The organism is Sulfitobacter sp. PS-8MA, from assembly GCF_040933935.1.
Taxonomy (GTDB): domain Bacteria; phylum Pseudomonadota; class Alphaproteobacteria; order Rhodobacterales; family Rhodobacteraceae; genus Sulfitobacter.
Window position 1 is genome coordinate 326,296 of the sequence record NZ_JBFQYJ010000006.1, and the last position, 16,964, is coordinate 343,259.

General features: G+C 63.7%; 18 protein-coding genes. 4 read left to right on the forward strand and 14 right to left on the reverse strand.

What is annotated here, in order from left to right; genetic code table 11:
• Position 1: 1 nt before the first annotated feature.
• Positions 2-967, reverse strand: coding sequence for a zinc-ribbon domain-containing protein (locus AB4M76_RS05530; RefSeq protein ID WP_368440808.1), 966 nt, complete (start codon positions 965-967; stop codon positions 2-4).
• 177 nt (positions 968-1,144) lie between these two features.
• On the opposite strand from AB4M76_RS05530, the gene AB4M76_RS05535 reads away from it, so the two are divergent.
• The 4 genes from AB4M76_RS05535 (at position 1,145) to AB4M76_RS05550 (ending at position 3,951) form a co-directional block, all read left to right on the forward strand.
• Positions 1,145-1,822 (forward strand): cell division ATP-binding protein FtsE, encoded by a 678-nt coding sequence (locus tag AB4M76_RS05535; protein WP_368440809.1) that lies wholly within the window; start codon positions 1,145-1,147, stop codon positions 1,820-1,822.
• A complete protein-coding gene (locus AB4M76_RS05540; RefSeq protein WP_368440810.1) occupies positions 1,819-2,727 on the forward strand; it encodes a cell division protein FtsX in 909 nt (302 codons plus the stop codon). The genes AB4M76_RS05535 and AB4M76_RS05540 overlap by 4 nt, the downstream gene beginning before the upstream one ends.
• The gene (locus tag AB4M76_RS05545) at positions 2,724-3,458 is read left to right on the forward strand and encodes a lysophospholipid acyltransferase family protein (RefSeq protein WP_368440811.1); all 735 of its coding nucleotides are present in this window, start codon (positions 2,724-2,726) and stop codon (positions 3,456-3,458) included. Before AB4M76_RS05540 ends, AB4M76_RS05545 begins: the two co-directional genes overlap by 4 nt.
• Positions 3,459-3,573: 115 nt before the next feature.
• Entirely contained in the window at positions 3,574-3,951 is a 378-nt protein-coding gene (locus AB4M76_RS05550) for a hypothetical protein (RefSeq protein WP_368440812.1), read from the forward strand.
• A 419-nt stretch (positions 3,952-4,370) separates the two neighbouring features.
• Here AB4M76_RS05550 and lpdA read toward each other — a convergent pair whose 3' ends face one another.
• The 13 genes from lpdA to AB4M76_RS05615 all read right to left on the reverse strand — a co-directional run bounded on the left by lpdA (position 4,371) and on the right by AB4M76_RS05615 (position 16,955).
• A complete protein-coding gene (lpdA, locus tag AB4M76_RS05555; protein ID WP_368440813.1) occupies positions 4,371-5,759 on the reverse strand; it encodes a dihydrolipoyl dehydrogenase in 1,389 nt (462 codons plus the stop codon).
• 94 nt (positions 5,760-5,853) lie between these two features.
• Positions 5,854-6,249 carry an MAPEG family protein gene (locus AB4M76_RS05560; protein WP_368440814.1) on the reverse strand — a complete coding sequence of 132 codons (396 nt, stop codon included), beginning with the start codon at positions 6,247-6,249 and terminating at the stop codon, positions 5,854-5,856.
• On the reverse strand, positions 6,246-6,509 hold the full coding sequence (locus AB4M76_RS05565) for a hypothetical protein (RefSeq protein WP_368440815.1): 264 nt from the start codon (positions 6,507-6,509) through the stop codon (positions 6,246-6,248). Before AB4M76_RS05565 ends, AB4M76_RS05560 begins: the two co-directional genes overlap by 4 nt.
• A gap of 12 nt (positions 6,510-6,521) precedes the next feature.
• Positions 6,522-6,905 carry an MAPEG family protein gene (locus AB4M76_RS05570; protein ID WP_368440816.1) on the reverse strand — a complete coding sequence of 128 codons (384 nt, stop codon included), beginning with the start codon at positions 6,903-6,905 and terminating at the stop codon, positions 6,522-6,524.
• A 79-nt stretch (positions 6,906-6,984) separates the two neighbouring features.
• On the reverse strand, positions 6,985-8,574 hold the full coding sequence (gene odhB / locus AB4M76_RS05575) for a 2-oxoglutarate dehydrogenase complex dihydrolipoyllysine-residue succinyltransferase (protein WP_368440817.1): 1,590 nt from the start codon (positions 8,572-8,574) through the stop codon (positions 6,985-6,987).
• A 3-nt stretch (positions 8,575-8,577) separates the two neighbouring features.
• A complete protein-coding gene (locus AB4M76_RS05580; RefSeq protein WP_368440818.1) occupies positions 8,578-11,538 on the reverse strand; it encodes a 2-oxoglutarate dehydrogenase E1 component in 2,961 nt (986 codons plus the stop codon).
• A gap of 60 nt (positions 11,539-11,598) precedes the next feature.
• Complete coding sequence (locus AB4M76_RS05585; RefSeq protein WP_368440819.1) at positions 11,599-12,087, reverse strand: DUF805 domain-containing protein; 489 nt, start codon at positions 12,085-12,087, stop codon at positions 11,599-11,601.
• A gap of 112 nt (positions 12,088-12,199) precedes the next feature.
• Positions 12,200-13,087 carry a succinate--CoA ligase subunit alpha gene (gene sucD / locus AB4M76_RS05590; protein WP_368440820.1) on the reverse strand — a complete coding sequence of 296 codons (888 nt, stop codon included), beginning with the start codon at positions 13,085-13,087 and terminating at the stop codon, positions 12,200-12,202.
• A 51-nt stretch (positions 13,088-13,138) separates the two neighbouring features.
• Positions 13,139-13,825, reverse strand: a complete 687-nt coding sequence (locus AB4M76_RS05595) for a hypothetical protein (protein ID WP_368440821.1) — start codon at positions 13,823-13,825, stop codon at positions 13,139-13,141.
• Between the two features lie 67 nt (positions 13,826-13,892).
• On the reverse strand, positions 13,893-14,186 hold the full coding sequence (locus AB4M76_RS05600; protein ID WP_368440822.1) for a hypothetical protein: 294 nt from the start codon (positions 14,184-14,186) through the stop codon (positions 13,893-13,895).
• Positions 14,187-14,302: 116 nt separating this feature from the next.
• Positions 14,303-15,496, reverse strand: a complete 1,194-nt coding sequence (sucC, locus tag AB4M76_RS05605; RefSeq protein WP_368440823.1) for an ADP-forming succinate--CoA ligase subunit beta — start codon at positions 15,494-15,496, stop codon at positions 14,303-14,305.
• Positions 15,497-15,720: 224 nt separating this feature from the next.
• Positions 15,721-16,752, reverse strand: a complete 1,032-nt coding sequence (locus AB4M76_RS05610) for a MaoC family dehydratase (RefSeq protein WP_368440824.1) — start codon at positions 16,750-16,752, stop codon at positions 15,721-15,723.
• Entirely contained in the window at positions 16,752-16,955 is a 204-nt protein-coding gene (locus AB4M76_RS05615) for a DUF1737 domain-containing protein (protein WP_368440825.1), read from the reverse strand. The genes AB4M76_RS05610 and AB4M76_RS05615 overlap by 1 nt, the downstream gene beginning before the upstream one ends.
• Between the last annotated feature and the right edge of the window lie 9 nt (positions 16,956-16,964).

Sequence of the window (16,964 nt, forward strand, 5' to 3'; positions counted from 1 at the left end):
GTTAACCCTGCGACTGGGTGGCCACGGTATCGAGCCAGACCAGCAGGTCTTGCACCTGCCCGTCGAGCCAGAGCCGGGCATCGTCCATCCAAGCCACATAGGAAGACAGATAGGGGTCGGCCTGCGGCAGGGTCTGCGCGATCTCCGGCGCATAGACATAGATCAGCGACAAGACGGCAGCCAGTGCCAGCATCAGGGCAAAGCCGCGCATGAAGCCGCCGGAGCGGCGCTCTTTCTGCGGCGTGTCGAGCGCGGCGGTGGGGGTGGGCCCGGCAGTCTGGCCACGGTCATGGCGCAGGGTGGAATTGATCTCTTCGATATCCGGCAAGAGCGCGCGGCGCGGGGCGCTGCCCTGGGCCTCCTCCGTCTCTGCGGGCTCAGGCTCGCCGCGCATCCGCGCCATGCGCAGACGGGCCTCCTGCGCGCGGTGGTCGGCCTCGTCCTCATGGGGGGGCGTCTCTTGCGGCTGCGCGGGGGCGGGCTCTTCCGCGTCGCGCTCTTGCGCGGGCGGCAGCGAGGCGCCGTCATCCAGCCCCAGATCGGGCTGGCTTTCCAGGGCTTCTGACTGACGCCGGCGGCGGGCTTCCTGTTCGGCGGCGGCCTCTTGGCGCAGGATCTCGGCCACCGCCGGGTCCAGCGGGCGCCGGGTGGGTGGCGGCGGGGGCGCGGCGGCAGCCTCGGCTTCGGATTTCAGATTGGGGAAGGGATGCTCGGGCGAGACATCCTCTGCGGCATCCGCAACGACATCTGCCGGTTCATCCTCCTCCAGCAGCTCATCGGAGCGGTCGGTAAAACCCGCATCGAAGGCGGCTTGCTCTTCCGCCTCCTCTTCCTCGGCGGCATTGTCCGGGTGGTGCTGAAACCAGGTCTGCCCGCAGTTCGAACATTGCACATCCCGCCCGGCCTTTGGCATCACCTCGTCGGGGACTTCGTATTGCGCGTCGCAGTTCGGGCAGATCAGCCGCATGGTACTTCCTAGGATTGTTCGAGCCTGACGGTATTCCGGGCTTCTGGATCATCAACAGGCAGCATATGTCCTAGAATTACGTAGGAAAAGTGATATCTGGGCGGGGTGCCGGGTTCTGGGTGATTGAATCCTTTCCGGTGCTGAGGCACAACAGGTCGAAGTGTTTAGGATGGTGGCGTGATAGAGCTCGAAAATGTGGCCTACAGCTATGGCGGGGGCGAATTGCTTTCGGACATCACGCTGAAACTCGCCCCCGGGTCGTTCCATTTCCTGACCGGCCCCTCCGGCGCGGGCAAGACCACTTTGATGAAGCTTTGCTACGGGGCGCTTTTGCCCACGGCGGGGCATCTGCGCCTGTTCAACACCGATGTGCGCGGCATGGGGCGCGATGACATCGCCCTGGTGCGGCGGCGTGTGGGCGTGGTGCATCAGGATGTGAAATTCCTCGACCATTTGCCGCTGACCGAGAACATCGCCCTGCCGCTCAGCGTCGCGGGCCGCCATGCCGAGGCGGGCGGCACCGATCTCGAAGAATTGATGTCCTGGGTTGGGCTGACCCACCGGGCCAATGCGCTGCCGCCGGAGCTTTCGGGCGGGGAGCGCCAGCGGGCGGCTTTGGCGCGCGCGGTGATCATGTCGCCCGATGTGATCCTGGCCGATGAGCCCACCGGCAATATCGATTGGGAAATGTCGCAGCGGTTGCTGCATCTGCTGGTGGAGTTGAACCGCATGGGCAAGACCGTGTTGATCGCCACCCATGATCTGGGCCTCATTCGCGCCACCAAAGCCCATGTGCAGGCGCGGGTTCTGCGCATCGCCAATAGGCGCATTCAACTGGCGGGGGCGGATCTGTGAAGCGGTTTGATCTGGGCGCGCTGCGCGCGATTTTCAAAGGCGACCGGCAGGCGGACCGGGTTGTGCCGCCATCGGGTTTCACCGCGCAGCTGACGCTTTTTGCCGCCGGGGCGATGGCCTTTCTGGCGGTCTTTGCCTTGGCGCTGTCACTCGCCTCGGGCCGGTTGGCCAAGGTCTGGGGGCAGGAGCTGGCGCAGTCCGCCACGGTGCGGATCGTGGCGCCTCTGGACCAGCGGGCGGCGCAGACCGAAGCGGCGCTGAAAGTGCTTCAGACCACCAAGGGCGTGGCCTCGGCCCGAGCGCTGACGGATGCCGAGCAAGAGGCGTTGCTGGCGCCCTGGTTCGGCCCGGAACTGGCGATTGACAGCCTGCCCGTGCCGCGTCTCATTGAGGTGGTCGAAGAGGGCGCGGGGCTCGACCCGGTGGGGCTGCGGCTGCGGCTGTCGGCCGAGGTGCCGGGGGCGGTGCTCGATGACCACAGCCGCTGGCGCGCGCCGCTGGTGGCGGCGGCGAGCCGGCTGCGCCTGCTCGGCTGGCTCTCCACGCTTCTGATTGCCACTGCCGTGGCCGCGATGGTGACATTGGCCGCACAGGCCGCGCTTGCGGCCAATGCGCAGGTGATCGCGGTGCTGCGTCTGGTGGGCGCGAAAGATGACTATATCGCCCGCGCTTTCATCCGCCGTTTCACCCTGCGGGCCTTGCTGGGCGCTGCCGTTGGCACGGTGCTGGGCATGGTGGCGGTGATCCTCTTGCCCGACCCGGGCGAAGCGGGCGGCTTTCTGACCGGGTTGGGCTTTGCCGGGGCCGATTGGCTGGTGCCGCTCTTGGTGCCGGTGCTGGTCGGGGCCGTGGCCTTTCTCGCCACCGGGGCCGCCGCGCGGCGCAGCTTGAGGGAATTGACATGAAGCTGCTGCAATGGGTTCGGTCGCTCACCTATATCGTGCAGGTGACCATCGCGATGCCGCTCATTGGTCTGGCCTTTGCGCCCTGGGCGATGTTTTCCAAACGCGGGGCCTATCGGGCCTGCAAGACCTATGCCGCCTGGGCGATGTGGTCGGCGCGCTGGCTGATCGGCCTGCGCTGCGAAGTCCGCGGAGAGGTGCCGCAGGGCGAGGTTCTGGTGGCGGCAAAGCACCAGTCGTTTCTGGATATCCTGATCATCTTTCACGCCCTGCCGCGGGCCAAATTCATCATGAAACGCGAAGTGCTGTGGACCCCGGTGATCGGGCAATACGCCAAGCGCATGGGCATGATCGCCGTCAACCGCGGCAAGCGCGGGCAGGCGATTACGCAGATGATGGCGGATGTGAACGCCGGGCGGCGCGAGCCGGGGCAGGTGGTGATCTATTCCCAAGGCACCCGCGTGGCGCCGGGGCTGAGCGCGCCCTACAAGGTCGGCACGGCGGTGCTCTATGACCAATTGGGCCAGGTATGCGTGCCGGTGGCGACCAACGCGGGCCACTTCTGGCCGCGCCGGGGGCTTTACCGCCGCCCGGGGGTGGCGGTGGTGGAGTTTCTGGCACCGATCGAGCCGGGGCTGGAGAAGCGGGCCTTTATGGCGCGCCTGGAGGAAGAGGTGGAGCGCCGCTCTAACGCCTTGTTGCAGGAGGCGGGGTGGCGGCCTGTGGAAGCCTGAGTTCGCTTTTTAGGCCACAGTCGCCTGAATAACTCTCGTAATAAGTGCATTTATTTCTGGAATGATCCCCCCGGCGCCGCTAGTCAGGCCCGGTAGGAAAATTCAGGAAATTTAAATGAAAAAGATTATACTGCCGCTCGCTCTTATCGCCACCGCCTTAAGCGGTTGCGCACAGAAGGCAGCGGATGTCGGGCCGACTTATGTCTCACCGCTCGCGTATCAGGGCTACTCCTGTAACCAGCTTGTGCAAGAGGCGAACCGCGTTAGCGGCAAGGTCGGCGAACTGTCCGGCGTTCAGAACAAGAAAGCCAGCAACGATGCTGTCGCCACCGGGGTTGCGTTGGTGGTGTTCTGGCCTGCCGCCTTCCTCATCAAAGGCGATAAGCAGACGGCAGCGAAGTTGGGCCGTCTCAAGGGCGAGCTGGAAGCATTGGAAAGAACCAGCGTTCAGAGAAACTGTGGCATTACATTCCGCCGGACAACCACCGGCTAGAGCCTCAATGAGAACGCATGCCGTCAATTGAGGCATGAAAAAAGGGGGCGGCCTGAGGTCGCCCCCAATCTGTTTGGCGGCACCGTGCTGAAATTCACTCGCGCGATCGCTCCCTAGCCGACGCAGGCGCCGCTTTTTCCGTGATTGACAGGCCAAAGGGACCGCCGAAGCCGATGCTTCGCGGGCCAAGATTTCACATAGTCGGGAAGCCATAAAAGTGGCGGCGCCGCCGGGCTGTGGTGGAAAAGACAGGCGTCACTCTGCATGTCTCTACGTATCGACATGACCCCGAAGGGCCCGATCTTCCGTGGATGTCGCGACGGGGAGGGTTGTAGGGCGCGGGGGTGAAGAGCCTATCACCTGAGCGCACGCAGGCCGCGCAACGCAAAGGGGCGGACCCTTGGCCCGCCCCCATTGGCTTACATATGGATCGGCCCGTCGCCGCAGGCCAGCGCGGCCTCGCGCACGGCTTCGGAATAGGTCGGATGCGCGTGGCAGGTCATCGCGAGATCCTGCGCCGAGGCGCCGAATTCCATCGCGACGCAGACCTCATGGATCAGATCGCCCGCGCCGGGGCCGATGATGTGGCAGCCCAAGATGCGGTCGGTTTCCTTGTCGGCGATCAGCTTGACGAAACCGTCCCCGGCAAAGACCGCCTTGGCCCGGGCGTTGCCCATGAAGGAGAACTTGCCGACCTTATAGGCCCGGCCCGCGTCCTTCAGCGTCGCTTCGGTTTCGCCGACGCTGGCGACCTCGGGATGGGTGTAGATCACGCCGGGGATCACGCCGTAGTTCACATGGCCGTGCTTGCCCGCGATCACCTCGGCGGCGGCCATGCCTTCGTCCTCGGCCTTATGGGCCAGCATCGGGCCTTCGATCACGTCGCCGATGGCGTAGACGCCTTTGACGGAGGTCTCCCACTGCTCGTTCACGGCGATCTGGCCGCGTTCGGTCAGTTTCACGCCGAGACCGTCGAGCCCCAGCCCCTTGACCACCGGCTTGCGGCCGGTCGAGACCAGCACCACATCGGCGTCGAGCTCATGCTCGCTGTCGTCCTTGCGCAGCTTGTAGCTCACTTTGGCCTTCTGGTTGCTCACCTCGGTCTTTTGCACGGCCGCGCCCATGATGAAGTTGAAGCCCTGTTTCTTCAGCATCCGCTGGAAGGTCTTCTGCACCTCGGGATCCATGCCCGGAGTGATCGCGTCGAGGTATTCGACCACGGTGATCTCGGTCCCCAGACGGGCATAGACGCTGCCCAGTTCCAAGCCGATGACACCGGCGCCGATCACCACCATCTTTTTCGGGATCTTGCCCAGTTCCAGCGCGCCGGTGGAGGTCACAACGGTCTTCTCGTCGACCTCAACGCCGGGCAGGGCCGCAGGCTCGGAGCCCGACGCAATGATGATATTCTTGGCCTCATGGACCTCGTCACCGACCTTGACCTTACCCGCCTCGGGCACCGAACCCCAGCCCTTGAGCCAGTCGATCTTGTTCTTCTTGAACAGGAATTCGATGCCCTTGGTGTTGGTCTCGATCGTCTTGTCTTTGTAGGTCAGCATCTGTTTCCAGTCGACCGACGGGGCTTTGCCCTTCAGGCCCATCTCGCCGAAGTTATGCTCGGCCTCATGCAGCATATGGGTGGCGTGCAACAGCGCCTTGGAGGGGATGCAGCCGACATTGAGACAGGTGCCGCCCAATGTCTCGCGGCCCTCCACACAGGCGGTTTTCAGGCCCAGTTGCGCGCAACGGATGGCGGCAACATAGCCGCCGGGGCCGGAGCCGATCACGATGACATCATAGCTCGACATGGGGGGTCTCCTTAGCAGTCGGGTGGTGCAGGCAAGGTATGAGGCGCGGGTTTCAGGTGCAAGCGCCGCTGCCTGCGGGTGTTGGGGGAAAGGGTTAAATGAGGGCCGCCAGCAGCATCAGCATGGTCGCGGCAAAGCCCACGATCCAGATCAGCGAGCGATGCGGGCGCAGGCCCATGGCATAGGCGGGGACATAGAGGATGCGGGCGATGAGATAGACCCAGGCGCAGGTGGCGGTGAAAGCGGTGTTCTGGCCCGACATCTGCACCACGCCGACGGCGATGCCAAACAGGATCAGCCCTTCGAAATGGTTGTCGAGCGCGCGCCCCAGACGGGCGGTGCGGTCCGACAGCGCGCGCGACGGCGCCCGGTCCCGCGCGGACATGGTATAGCCGGGGCCAAGATCGCGGTTGGCAGGGACGGCGTAGGTTACGAATTGCACCCCTTGCAGCAGCGCGGCAAGGGCGAGGACGGTAAGCTCTGGGGTCATGCGTTTTTCACGAAGAAAGCGGAAGTATGGGTCACGGTGTCCTTGTCATCGCTGCTGAGCGCATTGGAGCGGGTCAGCCATTCCTCGGCCTTTTTGCGGTCGTTCACATCGAGCAGAACGCTGGCCTTGGTGCTGCTGTCGGCGTGCTGCCAGATCTGCATCACCGTCAGCCCCGCATTGCGCCGCGCCTCGGTGTCGGCGTCAAAGGCGTCTTTCCAAGCGGTGAAATCGGTGACGTCGAGATGGCAGATCATTTGCATCGGATTGCCCTTTCAAAGCGCGTGGAAATAGAGAACGGCGGTGGCGGCATAGCCCGCGAGCCAGGCCAGCGTGCGGATCGTCGGCACGCCGAGCGCATAGACGATAAGATAGATGATCCGCGCCAGCAGAAAGACCTGCGCCGCCAGCAGCGTGGCGCTGTTGTTGCGGCCCAGCATCTCGACCAGCAGCACGGCAGGCGCGAAAAGCGCCAGCGCCACCACGGAGTTGTCCAGCGCGCGGCCCAGACGGGCGGTCATGCCGGTGGTGGTCCGCGTCTCGTCCCGCGCGGACATGAGATAGCCCATCGAGAGCTGCCGGGTCGCGCCCAGCACCTGCAAGAGGATCGTCAGCATGACCAGAAGGCCATAGGCGGCGAGGAGGGTTGTTTCACTCATGGTCCGGTCCTTTCGTTCAGGAGGCGTTCCTCCAATGTCGTCAGGCAGATAGGGCGGGGGTTGCCCCCCGCCCAGTCTATCACAGATCCATCAACAGGCGACGCGGATCTTCCAGCATCTCTTTGACACGGACGAGGAAGGTCACAGCGCCCTTGCCGTCGATGATCCGGTGGTCGTAGCTGAGCGAGATATACATCATCGGACGGATCACGACTTCGCCGTTGATCGCCATCGGGCGGTCCTGAATCTTTGCCATGCCGAGGATGCCGGACTGCGGCGGGTTCAGAATGGGCGCGGTCATCAGCGAGCCATAGACACCGCCGTTGGAGATGGTGAAAGTGCCGCCGGTCATGTCGGCCATGGTGAGCTTGCCGTCACGGGCCTTCTTGCCCATGCTGTTCACCGCCTTTTCGATCTCGGCAAAGGACATCGCATCGGCGTCTTTGATCACCGGCACCACCAGACCCGTGGGCGTGCCCGCGGCGACGCCCATATGGACGTAGTTCTTGTAGATGATGTCGGTGCCGTCGATCTCGGCGTTGACCTCGGGGATCTCTTTCAGCGCGTGGCAGCAGGCCTTGGTGAAGAAAGACATGAAGCCCATGCGGACGCCATGTTTCTTTTCAAAATCAGCCTTATAGGCATTCCGCAGCGCCATGACCTCGGTCATGTCGACCTCGTTGAAGGTGGTCAGGATCGCGGCGGTGTTCTGGGCCTCTTTCAGGCGGCGCGCCATGGTCTGCTTGAGGCGGGTCATCTTGACCCGCTCTTCGCGGGCGGCGTCATCAGGGGCGGAGGCGGCGCGGGGCGCGGCGGGTTTGGCCTCGGCCTTGGGCGCGGCGGAGGTGCCGGCGGCCAGGGCTTTGGCGACGTCTTCCTTCATCACCCGGCCATCGCGGCCCGAGCCGGTGACCTGATCGCGGCTGATGCCCGCTTCGGCCATGGCTTTCTTGGCGGAAGGCGCGTCTTCGACGTCTTTGCCGGAGGTATCGGCGGCTTTCGCCTCGGGCGCGGCGCCGGCGCCGGATTTGGCGTCATCGCCCTTGGGCGCAGCGCCTGCGCCGCTGCTCAGCACGGCCAATGTGGCCGAAGCCTCAACCGTGGTGCCTTCGTCGGCAAGGATTTCCACCAGCACGCCCGCGGCGGGGGAGGGCACTTCGACGCTGACCTTATCGGTCTCCAGCTCGCAGAGCATCTCATCGGCTTCGACGCTGTCGCCGACCTTCTTGAACCATGTGCTCACGGTCGCCTCGGTCACCGACTCGCCCAAAGTGGGTACCTGCACGTCGATGCTCTCGCCTTCGCGCGCGGCCACCTCGGCGGAGCCGGCGTCGATCGACTTGGGCGCATCGCCGCCGCGGTCGGACTGGGACACAGCCTGCTGGTCCTGCGCGGCTTCCTTGGCTTTCGGCGCGGCGTCCGAGCCGGAGTCGCCTTCGCTGACATTGGCCAACAGCGCGTCGACACCCACGGTGTCGCCTTCTTGCGCGACGATCTCGCTCAATGTGCCAGCGACGGGGCTGGGCACTTCGACGGTGACCTTGTCAGTTTCCAGCTCGCAGAGCATTTCATCCACCGCGACGGTATCGCCGGGCTTTTTGAACCATGTGGCAACGGTGGCTTCGGTGACGGATTCGCCCAACGTTGGGACGCGTACTTCGCTTGTCATGGTTTACTTTCCTTTGATGGTCAGCGCCTCGTCAACGAGGGCGGCTTGTTGTGCTTTGTGCTGGCTGGCCAGACCCGTGGCGGGCGAGGCAGAGGTGGCGCGGCCGACATAGGTCGGGCGGCCGTGATCGGCGTTGATGCGGCCCAGGACCCATTCGATATTGGGCTCGATGAAGGACCAGGCGCCCTGGTTCTTGGGCTCTTCCTGGCACCAGATCATCTCGGCCCCTTTGAAGCGTTCCAATTCCTTCACGGCGGATTGCGCGGGGAAGGGGTAGAACTGCTCGAAGCGCAGAAGGTAGATGTCGTCGATGCCGCGGGCGTCGCGCTCTTCGAGCAGGTCGTAATAGACTTTGCCCGAACACATCACCACGCGTTTGATCTTGTCATCCGCCACCAGTTGCGTGTCGGAGTTGCCCTTTTGCGCATCGTCCCAGAGCACCCGGTGGAAGCTGGAGCCGGTGGTGAAATCCTCGGCCTTGTTGACGGCAAGCTTGTGCCGCAGCAGGGATTTCGGCGTCATCAGCATCAGCGGCTTGCGGTAGCTGCGGTGCAGCTGGCGGCGCAGGATGTGGAAGTAGTTGGCAGGCGTGGTGCAATTCGCCACGATCCAGTTGTCGCCGCCGCACATGGTCAGGAACCGCTCCAGACGGGCCGAGGAGTGTTCCGGGCCTTGCCCTTCATAGCCGTGCGGCATCAGGCAGACGAGGCCCGACATGCGCAGCCATTTGCTTTCACCCGAGGAGATGAACTGGTCGAACATGATCTGCGCGCCATTGGCGAAGTCGCCAAACTGGGCTTCCCAAAGCGTCAGCGCATTGGGTTCGGCGAGGCTGTAGCCGTATTCAAAGCCCAGCACCGCATATTCGCTGAGCATGGAGTCGATGACCTCATATTCGGCCTGACCTTCGCGGATGTGGTTCAGCGGATAGTAGCGGTCTTCGTTCTCTTGGTTGATGAAGGCCGAATGCCGCTGGCTGAAGGTGCCGCGGGTGCTGTCCTGCCCCGAGAGGCGGACCTTGTAGCCCTCGGTCATCAGCGAGCCAAAGGCCAGCGCCTCGGCGGTGGCCCAGTCGAAGCCTTCGCCACTGTCGAACATCTGTTTCTTGGCTTCCAGCAGGCGGCCAATGGTTTTGTGCAGCGGGAAACCCTCGGGCACGGTGGTCAGCGCCTTGCCGACATCGGCCATGGTTTCCGGGGCGATGGCGGTCTTGCCGCGCTGGTAGGATTTGTTCTTCTTGTCCATGCCGGACCATTTGCCGTCCAGCCAGTCGGCCTTGTTGGGGCGGTAGTCCTTGCCGGCCTCGAATTCCTCTCCCAGATGTTTCTGGAAGGCGGATTTCATGTCCTCGATCTCGCCCTCGGGGATCAGCCCGTCTTTGACCAGACGTTCGGTATAGAGGCTGAGCGTGGTCTTTTGCTGCTTGATGCTCTTGTACATCACCGGGTTGGTGAACATCGGCTCGTCGCCTTCGTTGTGACCGAAGCGGCGATAGCAGAAGATGTCGATCACCACGTCCTTGTGGAATTTCTGACGGAACTCGGTGGCCACGCGGGCGGCATGGACCACGGCTTCGGGATCGTCACCGTTGACGTGGAAGATCGGCGCCTCGACCACCAGCGCGTTGTCGGTCGGGTAGGGCGAGGAGCGCGAGAAATGCGGCGCGGTGGTGAAGCCGATCTGATTGTTCACCACGATATGCATGGTGCCGCCGGTCTTGTGCCCCTTGAGGCCCGAGAGCGCGAAACATTCCGCCACGACGCCTTGGCCTGCAAAGGCCGCGTCGCCATGCAGCAGGATCGGCATCACGGCGGTGCGATCCGTGTCGTTGAGCTGGTCCTGCTTGGCGCGGACCTTGCCCAGCACCACCGGGTTCACCGCTTCAAGATGCGAGGGGTTGGCGGTCAGCGACAGATGCACCTCATTGCCATCAAACTCGCGGTCCGACGACGCGCCGAGGTGGTATTTCACATCGCCCGAACCATCGACGTCATCGGGTTTGAAGCTGCCGCCCTGAAATTCGTTGAAAATCGCCCGGTAGGGTTTCTGCATTACATTGGCGAGCACCGAAAGGCGGCCCCGGTGGGGCATGCCGATGACGATGTCCTTGACGCCCAGCTGGCCGCCGCGCTTGATGATCTGCTCCATCGCGGGAACGAGGCTTTCACCGCCATCGAGGCCGAAACGTTTGGTGCCCATGTATTTGACATGCAGGAACTTCTCAAAGCCTTCGGCCTCGACCAGTTTCGTCAGGATCGCCTTGCGGCCTTCCTTGGTAAAGGCGATCTCCTTGCCGTAGCCTTCGATGCGTTCCTTCAGCCAAGCGGACTGCTCGGGGTCGGAGATATGCATATATTGCAGCGCGAAAGTGCCGCAGTAGGTCGAGCGCACGATGTCGACGATCTGCTTCATCGTGGCCACTTCGAGGCCGAGCACATTGTCGATGAAGATCGGGCGGTCCATGTCGGCATCGGTGAAACCGTAGGACTTGGGATCGAGCTCGGGCTGTTCGCCCATGTCGCGCATGCCCAGCGGATCGAGATGCGCGGCCAGATGGCCGCGGATGCGGTAGGCGCGGATCAGCATCAGCGCGCGGATACTGTCCAAGACGGCGGCGCGGATCTGATCGTCAGAGACCGGCACGCCTTTCTCTTCGGCTTTCTTTTTGATCTTGTCGCCTGCCGCGGCGGCCTCTGAGGGTTCGGGCCAGACGCCGGTCAGCGCGCCCATCACATCGCCGGCAGGGGCGGGGGGCCAATCGCGGCGCGCCCAGGAGGGGCCAGCGGCCTCGGCCTGTGCGGTTTCGGCGTCATCGCCCATCGCCGCAAAGAACGTTTGCCATGCCTCGTCCACCGCGTTGGGATCACTGGCATAGCGGGCGTACATCGCCTCAAGATATTCCGCGTTTCCGCCTTCCATGAAGGAGGACGCGTGGAACTGGTCGTTGGCGGGATGGTCGGTCATTGGGTCACCTTTGTTCGGCGGGGCAGACGGGTCGGCGTCAGAATCAGGATAGGTCTATAGTCAGGCCACAGGCGGAGGGCCATAGGCATTGGGCGCGGGGTCGGATGGGCGGGTCAGCCACCAAAGGAAGACCAGCGAAACAACGAGTTGGATCAGGCCGAGAACGGCGAAAAACGCCATGCCGCCCATGTTTCCCATCATCCCGTCCATATGCTCGATCTGGGCGGCAGGGTCGCTGCCCATCATCATCGCGTCAGGGTCGGGCATGGCGGGGGTGAAGAGGCTCATCAGCAGGCTGAGGGCGGCGGGAATGACGATGTACCAGCCGGGCCTGCCGGTGTCTTGCAGGCGGCGCGCACCGGCGGCGAGCAGCGGCACGATCACGGCAAGGGTGAAGACAAGGTTCAGCGGCGCCCAGATCAGCGAGGTCACAATGCCGCCGATCACCACGGCCAGAAAGAACCACCAATATTCAGAGCGCGAGGCGCGGCCCTGAAAGCGGGCGTATTTCTCTGTCAGGCAGGTTTTGATCGAAGTCTGAAAATCCATCGTGCCCTCCTTACTCAGCGGCGTGGCCGGGTGATCTGTGGTCGCCTACCGCGGAGGATAGCCCTCCGCGGCAATTTTCAAAGGGGCGGGCAGGGCGCCAGCCCCGGGGGCATCAGCCCTTGTCGATCGCTTCCTTGACCGCTTCGCCCAGTGTCGCGGGGCTGTCGGCCACGACGATACCGGCTTCTTTCATCGCCTCGATCTTGCTCTCCGCGTCGCCTTTGCCACCGGCGACGATCGCGCCAGCGTGGCCCATGCGGCGGCCGGGAGGGGCGGTGCGGCCCGCGATGAAACCGGCGGTGGGCTTCCAACGGCCCTTCTTCTTCTCGTCGGCGAGGAACTGCGCCGCTTCCTCTTCGGCGGAGCCGCCGATTTCGCCGATCATGATGATCGATTGTGTTTCGTCATCGGCAAGGAACATCTCCAGCACGTCAATATGCTCGGTGCCTTTGATCGGGTCGCCACCGATGCCGACGGCGGAGGACTGGCCGAGGCCCATGTCGGTGGTCTGCTTCACGGCCTCATAGGTCAGGGTGCCCGAGCGCGACACGACGCCGACGGAGCCGCGGCGGTGGATGTGGCCCGGCATGATGCCGATTTTGCAGGCGTCGGGCGTGATGACACCGGGGCAGTTCGGGCCGATGAGGCGCGATTTGGCGCCTTCGAGCGCGCGGGCGACGCGGGCCATGTCCAGCACCGGGATGCCTTCGGTGATGCAGACGATCAGCTCCATCTCGGCGTCGATCGCCTCAAGGATCGAGTCAGCTGCGAAGGGGGGCGGCACGTAGATCACGGAGGCGTTCGCCTCGGTCGCGTGTTTGGCTTCATGCACGGAGTTGAAGACCGGCAGGTCGAGATGCGTCTGACCGCCTTTGCCCGGGGTCACGCCGCCGACCATCTTGGTGCCATAGGCGATGGCCTGTTCGGTGTGGAACGTCCCCTGCGAGCCGGTCAGACCCTGACAGATGACTTTGGTGTTTTCGTTGACTAATACGGCCATGATTTCTTCCTTGGTCGGTGATATGTGATCCCGGGGCTGGCCCCGGGGGCGTCAGGCGCGCTGCGCCCGGTTGGTGGGATGCGCTGCGTCCGGCGGCGCGCCGGGCCACAGCAGGATGGCGGCGAGGAACATGAGCGGGATGCCAAGCTCCCCGATCTCCTCGACGACGAGAGCGGTGCGTTCGGCATCGGCGGAAATCTCGATCCCCAGCGGGGCGAGTTTGCGCGCGATACCGTCGAGCAGTTTGTAAGCGACGGTGAAACCGATCCCGAGCAGGACCGCCCCGGCCCAGGCCCGCCCGCGAATGAGCGCGGCCATGAAGGGCCGGGCGTGGCGCCAGAGCATGAGCAGGATCGCGGTCACGATCACAACGAGGATCAGCCCCGCGATCAGCCGTTCGCCCAGCGGGACATTGTCGCCGGTATATTGCCGCGCCTTGAACAGGCCGCGGGTGAAGAGGGACTTATCAAGATCCAGCTCGCGCCCCGCCATGACGGCCAGCACCAGCGGCAGATACCAGACCCGCAGAATACCACCGCGCAGGGTCCAGATCAGCGCGGCGATGCCGAGCAGATAGCCCAGAACCGAGAGGCTTTCGTAAAAGCCGCCTTCGGCCAGCAGCGTGGTCTGCGTGGCAGCGGGCAGGGCGTTCACGATGACCATCTGCACCGCGAAGAAGGCGAGCAAGCCTAGAAGCAGCGCCCAGCCCATGCGGCGAGAGGCGAAGACCCGCGTCATAGGCCCCCCTTTCGCGAGGCGCTGTCGCGCTTGGCGGCTGGGGTGGTATGGGGCGACAGGCGGGGCATCAGTAGAGCGCCTCGTCCTGATCGACCAGCAGGTCCAAAAGCCGCAGGGCGAGCAGACCGCCGCCCATGATCATCAGGCTGCGCCCGATGGAACCGGTGAGGTTCGAGGGCAGCAGCATCGCCAAACCATCGCGCGATTTACGCGCCGCACGGCGCAGGCCACGGTCCCGGCGGTGGTTGTGCGCGGGCTCGGGCAGACGCAGGGCATCGGGCTGCCATTGGCGGATCAACAGCCCCGCGCCCAATAGGGCGATCCCCGCGAGAACGGGCGAAGATTTGGGAGATTGATCCATGCTGACCTCGTTGCATCCTTGGCTTGCTGCATCGTCGCATTTGCCCTGCCGCAGCGGGGCGGCAAAGACGGTGGCGGGCCACTCCCGACAGGGAGCGGGAGTGGCCGGGAAGGGGTTTAGCCCTTCACCGCTTTCACGATTTTCTGCGCGCCATCTTTCAGGTCGTCGGCGGCAATCACATCCAGACCGGAATTGTTGATGATCGCCTTGCCTTCTTCGACATTGGTGCCTTCGAGACGGACCACCAGCGGCACTTGCAGGCCGACCTCTTTCACCGCGGCGACAACGCCTTCGGCGATGACGTCACAGCGCATGATGCCGCCGAAGATGTTCACGAGGATGCCTTTGACGTTCTCATCGGAGGTGATGATCTTGAAGGCTTCGGTTACTTTCTCCTTGGTCGCACCGCCGCCCACGTCGAGGAAGTTGGCAGGCTCGGCCCCGTAGAGTTTGATGATGTCCATGGTCGCCATGGCAAGGCCCGCGCCGTTCACCATGCAGCCGATCTCACCGTCGAGCGCGATGTAGTTCAGGTCATATTTGGAGGCTTCGAGTTCCTTGGCGTCTTCCTCGGTCTCGTCGCGCAGGTTGGCGATGTCGGGCTGGCGGTACATGGCGTTGCCGTCGAAACCGACCTTGGCGTCGAGCACTTTCAGGTCGTTGCCGGGCATGACGATCAGCGGGTTGATCTCCAGCATCTCCATGTCCTTCTCGATGAAGGCTTTGTAGAGCTGACCCATCAGCTTGACACATTGTTTGACGGCAGCACCTTCGAGGCCCAGCGAGAAGGCCACGCGGCGGCCATGGTAGGGCTGGTAGCCGGTGGCCGGGTCGATGGAGAAGCTGAGGATTTTCTCGGGGGTCGCTTCGGCCACTTCTTCGATGTCCATGCCGCCTTCGGTGGAGCAGACAAAGGAGATGCGGCTGGTCTGGCGGTCGACCAGCAGGGCAAGGTACAACTCACGCTCGATGTCGGAGCCGTCTTCGATGTAGATGCGGTTGACCTGTTTGCCTGCCGGGCCGGTCTGGTGTGTGACCAGGGTCTTGCCCAGCATCTTCTTGGCTTCTTCAGCGGCTTCTTCCACGGATTTGGCGAGGCGTACGCCGCCCTTTTCGCCCGCGCCGGCTTCTTTGAAGCTGCCCTTGCCGCGGCCACCTGCGTGGATCTGGGCTTTGACCACCCAAAGCGGGCCGTCCATCTCGCCCGCTGCGTTCTTGGCGTCTTCGGCTTTGAGCACGACACGGCCGTCGGAGACAGGGGCGCCATAGCTGCGCAGGAGGGCTTTCGCCTGATATTCGTGGATGTTCATGAAAAACGGTCCCGTTTCTGTTCCAGTTGCCCCTTAGTATGGGGGTGACTCTCGTTCCTGTAAGGGTTTTTGCGAAGAAAGTCAGCTTTGGCCAGCTAAAAATAGCTTTTGTGATCACACGTCGAAACCGTGTGATCACAAAAGGGAGGAACCGCTGCGAATCGGCTGAATTTTGCTTAAAATTGGGGGGATGGCTGGCCCGGCGGTCGTGCTGGGCCGGCCCCTTAGCGCGGCATGAGCGCCCAGTAATCGAGGTCAAGCAAAACCTCGGGGCGGTATTTGCCGGCCGCATCGCGCAGTTCGAAAGGTGCTGCGCCCTTGGTGGCCACCAGACGCAGGCGGATGGCGCCGACGCCGGGGGCCGAGGTCTCGGATTTGTCCAGAACTTCGGACCAGGCGCGGATGGTGTCGCCCGCAAGGCAGGGGTTGGCATGGGCGCCGCCGTTGAGACCCGCAATCATCTGCGCATTGGCGAGCCCGTTGAAGGACAGCGCACGGGCCATGGAGATCACATGGCCGCCATAGATCAGCCGCGTGCCATCGGGACGGGCGGCGGTGTCGAAATGCACTTTGGCCGTGTTCTGCCAGAGGCGGGTGGCCATCATATGTTCGGCTTCTTCCACCGTGACGCCATCGACATGGTCGATCTTTTCGCCAATCTCATAGTCGCCCCAGCGGTGCGGCTCCCCGGCGAGGGTGAAATCGTACTTGGTGAAATCCAAACCCTGCGGAATGTGCAACTGATCGGCGCTGAGGGCTGCGGGCAGCTCCGGCACCGTGGTTTCGGGCGCGGGGGCGTCCACGTCGCCTTTGCGGACCATGACCCAGCGGACATAGTCCAGCACCTTTTCGTCCTTCTGGTTCAGCCCCGTGGTGCGGACCCAGACCACGCCGGTCTTGCCGTTGGAGTTCTGCTTGAGGCCAATGACTTCGCTTTCCGCGCGTAGCGTGTCGCCGGGCCAGACCGGGGCAAGCCAGCGGCCCTGGGCATAGCCAAGGTTGGCCACGGCATTGAGCGAGACATCCGGCACGGTTTTGCCAAAGACGATGTGAAAGGCGATCAGATCATCAAGCGGGCTGGCGCTGAGCCCGCAGGAGCGGGCGAAACTGTCCGAGGAATAGAGCGCGTGGCGGGCCGGGTAGAGCGCGTGGTAGAGCGCGCGTTCGCCCGCGCCGACGCTGCGCGGGACAGCGTGATGCAGCCTGTCGCCCAGACGGTAGTCCTCGAAAAAACGGCCTTGGTTGGTCTTGCTCATCACTGCGCGCCCAGTTTGATGTCAGGCGTATAGGTGCCCGGCGCGTCTTTCACCACGGCTTGGCCGCAGCGCATGACACCGGCCTTATGGTCCCATGTCTGGGTCGGGGAGCCGTAAAGCTCCCAGCCCTTGTTCAGCGCTTCGGTGACCTTGTGACAAAAAGCGGAAGTGTCCTCTTCGGACAGGAAACGGTAGACTTTCATGGCAGGCTC

What these genes read in the sequence shown, in the direction of transcription:
- AB4M76_RS05615 (WP_368440825.1), bottom strand. Translation starts at nt 16,955, where the DNA reads ATGAAAGTCTACCGTTTCCTGTCCGAAGAGGACACTTCCGCTTTTTGT.
- AB4M76_RS05585 (WP_368440819.1), bottom strand. Translation starts at nt 12,087, where the DNA reads ATGGATTTTCAGACTTCGATCAAAACCTGCCTGACAGAGAAATACGCC.
- AB4M76_RS05600 (WP_368440822.1), bottom strand. Translation starts at nt 14,186, where the DNA reads ATGGATCAATCTCCCAAATCTTCGCCCGTTCTCGCGGGGATCGCCCTA.
- AB4M76_RS05570 (WP_368440816.1), bottom strand. Translation starts at nt 6,905, where the DNA reads ATGAGTGAAACAACCCTCCTCGCCGCCTATGGCCTTCTGGTCATGCTG.
- AB4M76_RS05530 (WP_368440808.1), bottom strand. Translation starts at nt 967, where the DNA reads ATGCGGCTGATCTGCCCGAACTGCGACGCGCAATACGAAGTCCCCGAC.
- AB4M76_RS05560 (WP_368440814.1), bottom strand. Translation starts at nt 6,249, where the DNA reads ATGACCCCAGAGCTTACCGTCCTCGCCCTTGCCGCGCTGCTGCAAGGG.
- AB4M76_RS05610 (WP_368440824.1), bottom strand. Translation starts at nt 16,752, where the DNA reads ATGAGCAAGACCAACCAAGGCCGTTTTTTCGAGGACTACCGTCTGGGC.
- odhB (WP_368440817.1), bottom strand. Translation starts at nt 8,574, where the DNA reads ATGACAAGCGAAGTACGCGTCCCAACGTTGGGCGAATCCGTCACCGAA.
- lpdA (WP_368440813.1), bottom strand. Translation starts at nt 5,759, where the DNA reads ATGTCGAGCTATGATGTCATCGTGATCGGCTCCGGCCCCGGCGGCTAT.
- AB4M76_RS05595 (WP_368440821.1), bottom strand. Translation starts at nt 13,825, where the DNA reads ATGACGCGGGTCTTCGCCTCTCGCCGCATGGGCTGGGCGCTGCTTCTA.
- sucC (WP_368440823.1), bottom strand. Translation starts at nt 15,496, where the DNA reads ATGAACATCCACGAATATCAGGCGAAAGCCCTCCTGCGCAGCTATGGC.
- AB4M76_RS05550 (WP_368440812.1), top strand. Translation starts at nt 3,574, where the DNA reads ATGAAAAAGATTATACTGCCGCTCGCTCTTATCGCCACCGCCTTAAGC.
- AB4M76_RS05580 (WP_368440818.1), bottom strand. Translation starts at nt 11,538, where the DNA reads ATGACCGACCATCCCGCCAACGACCAGTTCCACGCGTCCTCCTTCATG.
- AB4M76_RS05545 (WP_368440811.1), top strand. Translation starts at nt 2,724, where the DNA reads ATGAAGCTGCTGCAATGGGTTCGGTCGCTCACCTATATCGTGCAGGTG.
- sucD (WP_368440820.1), bottom strand. Translation starts at nt 13,087, where the DNA reads ATGGCCGTATTAGTCAACGAAAACACCAAAGTCATCTGTCAGGGTCTG.
- AB4M76_RS05565 (WP_368440815.1), bottom strand. Translation starts at nt 6,509, where the DNA reads ATGCAAATGATCTGCCATCTCGACGTCACCGATTTCACCGCTTGGAAA.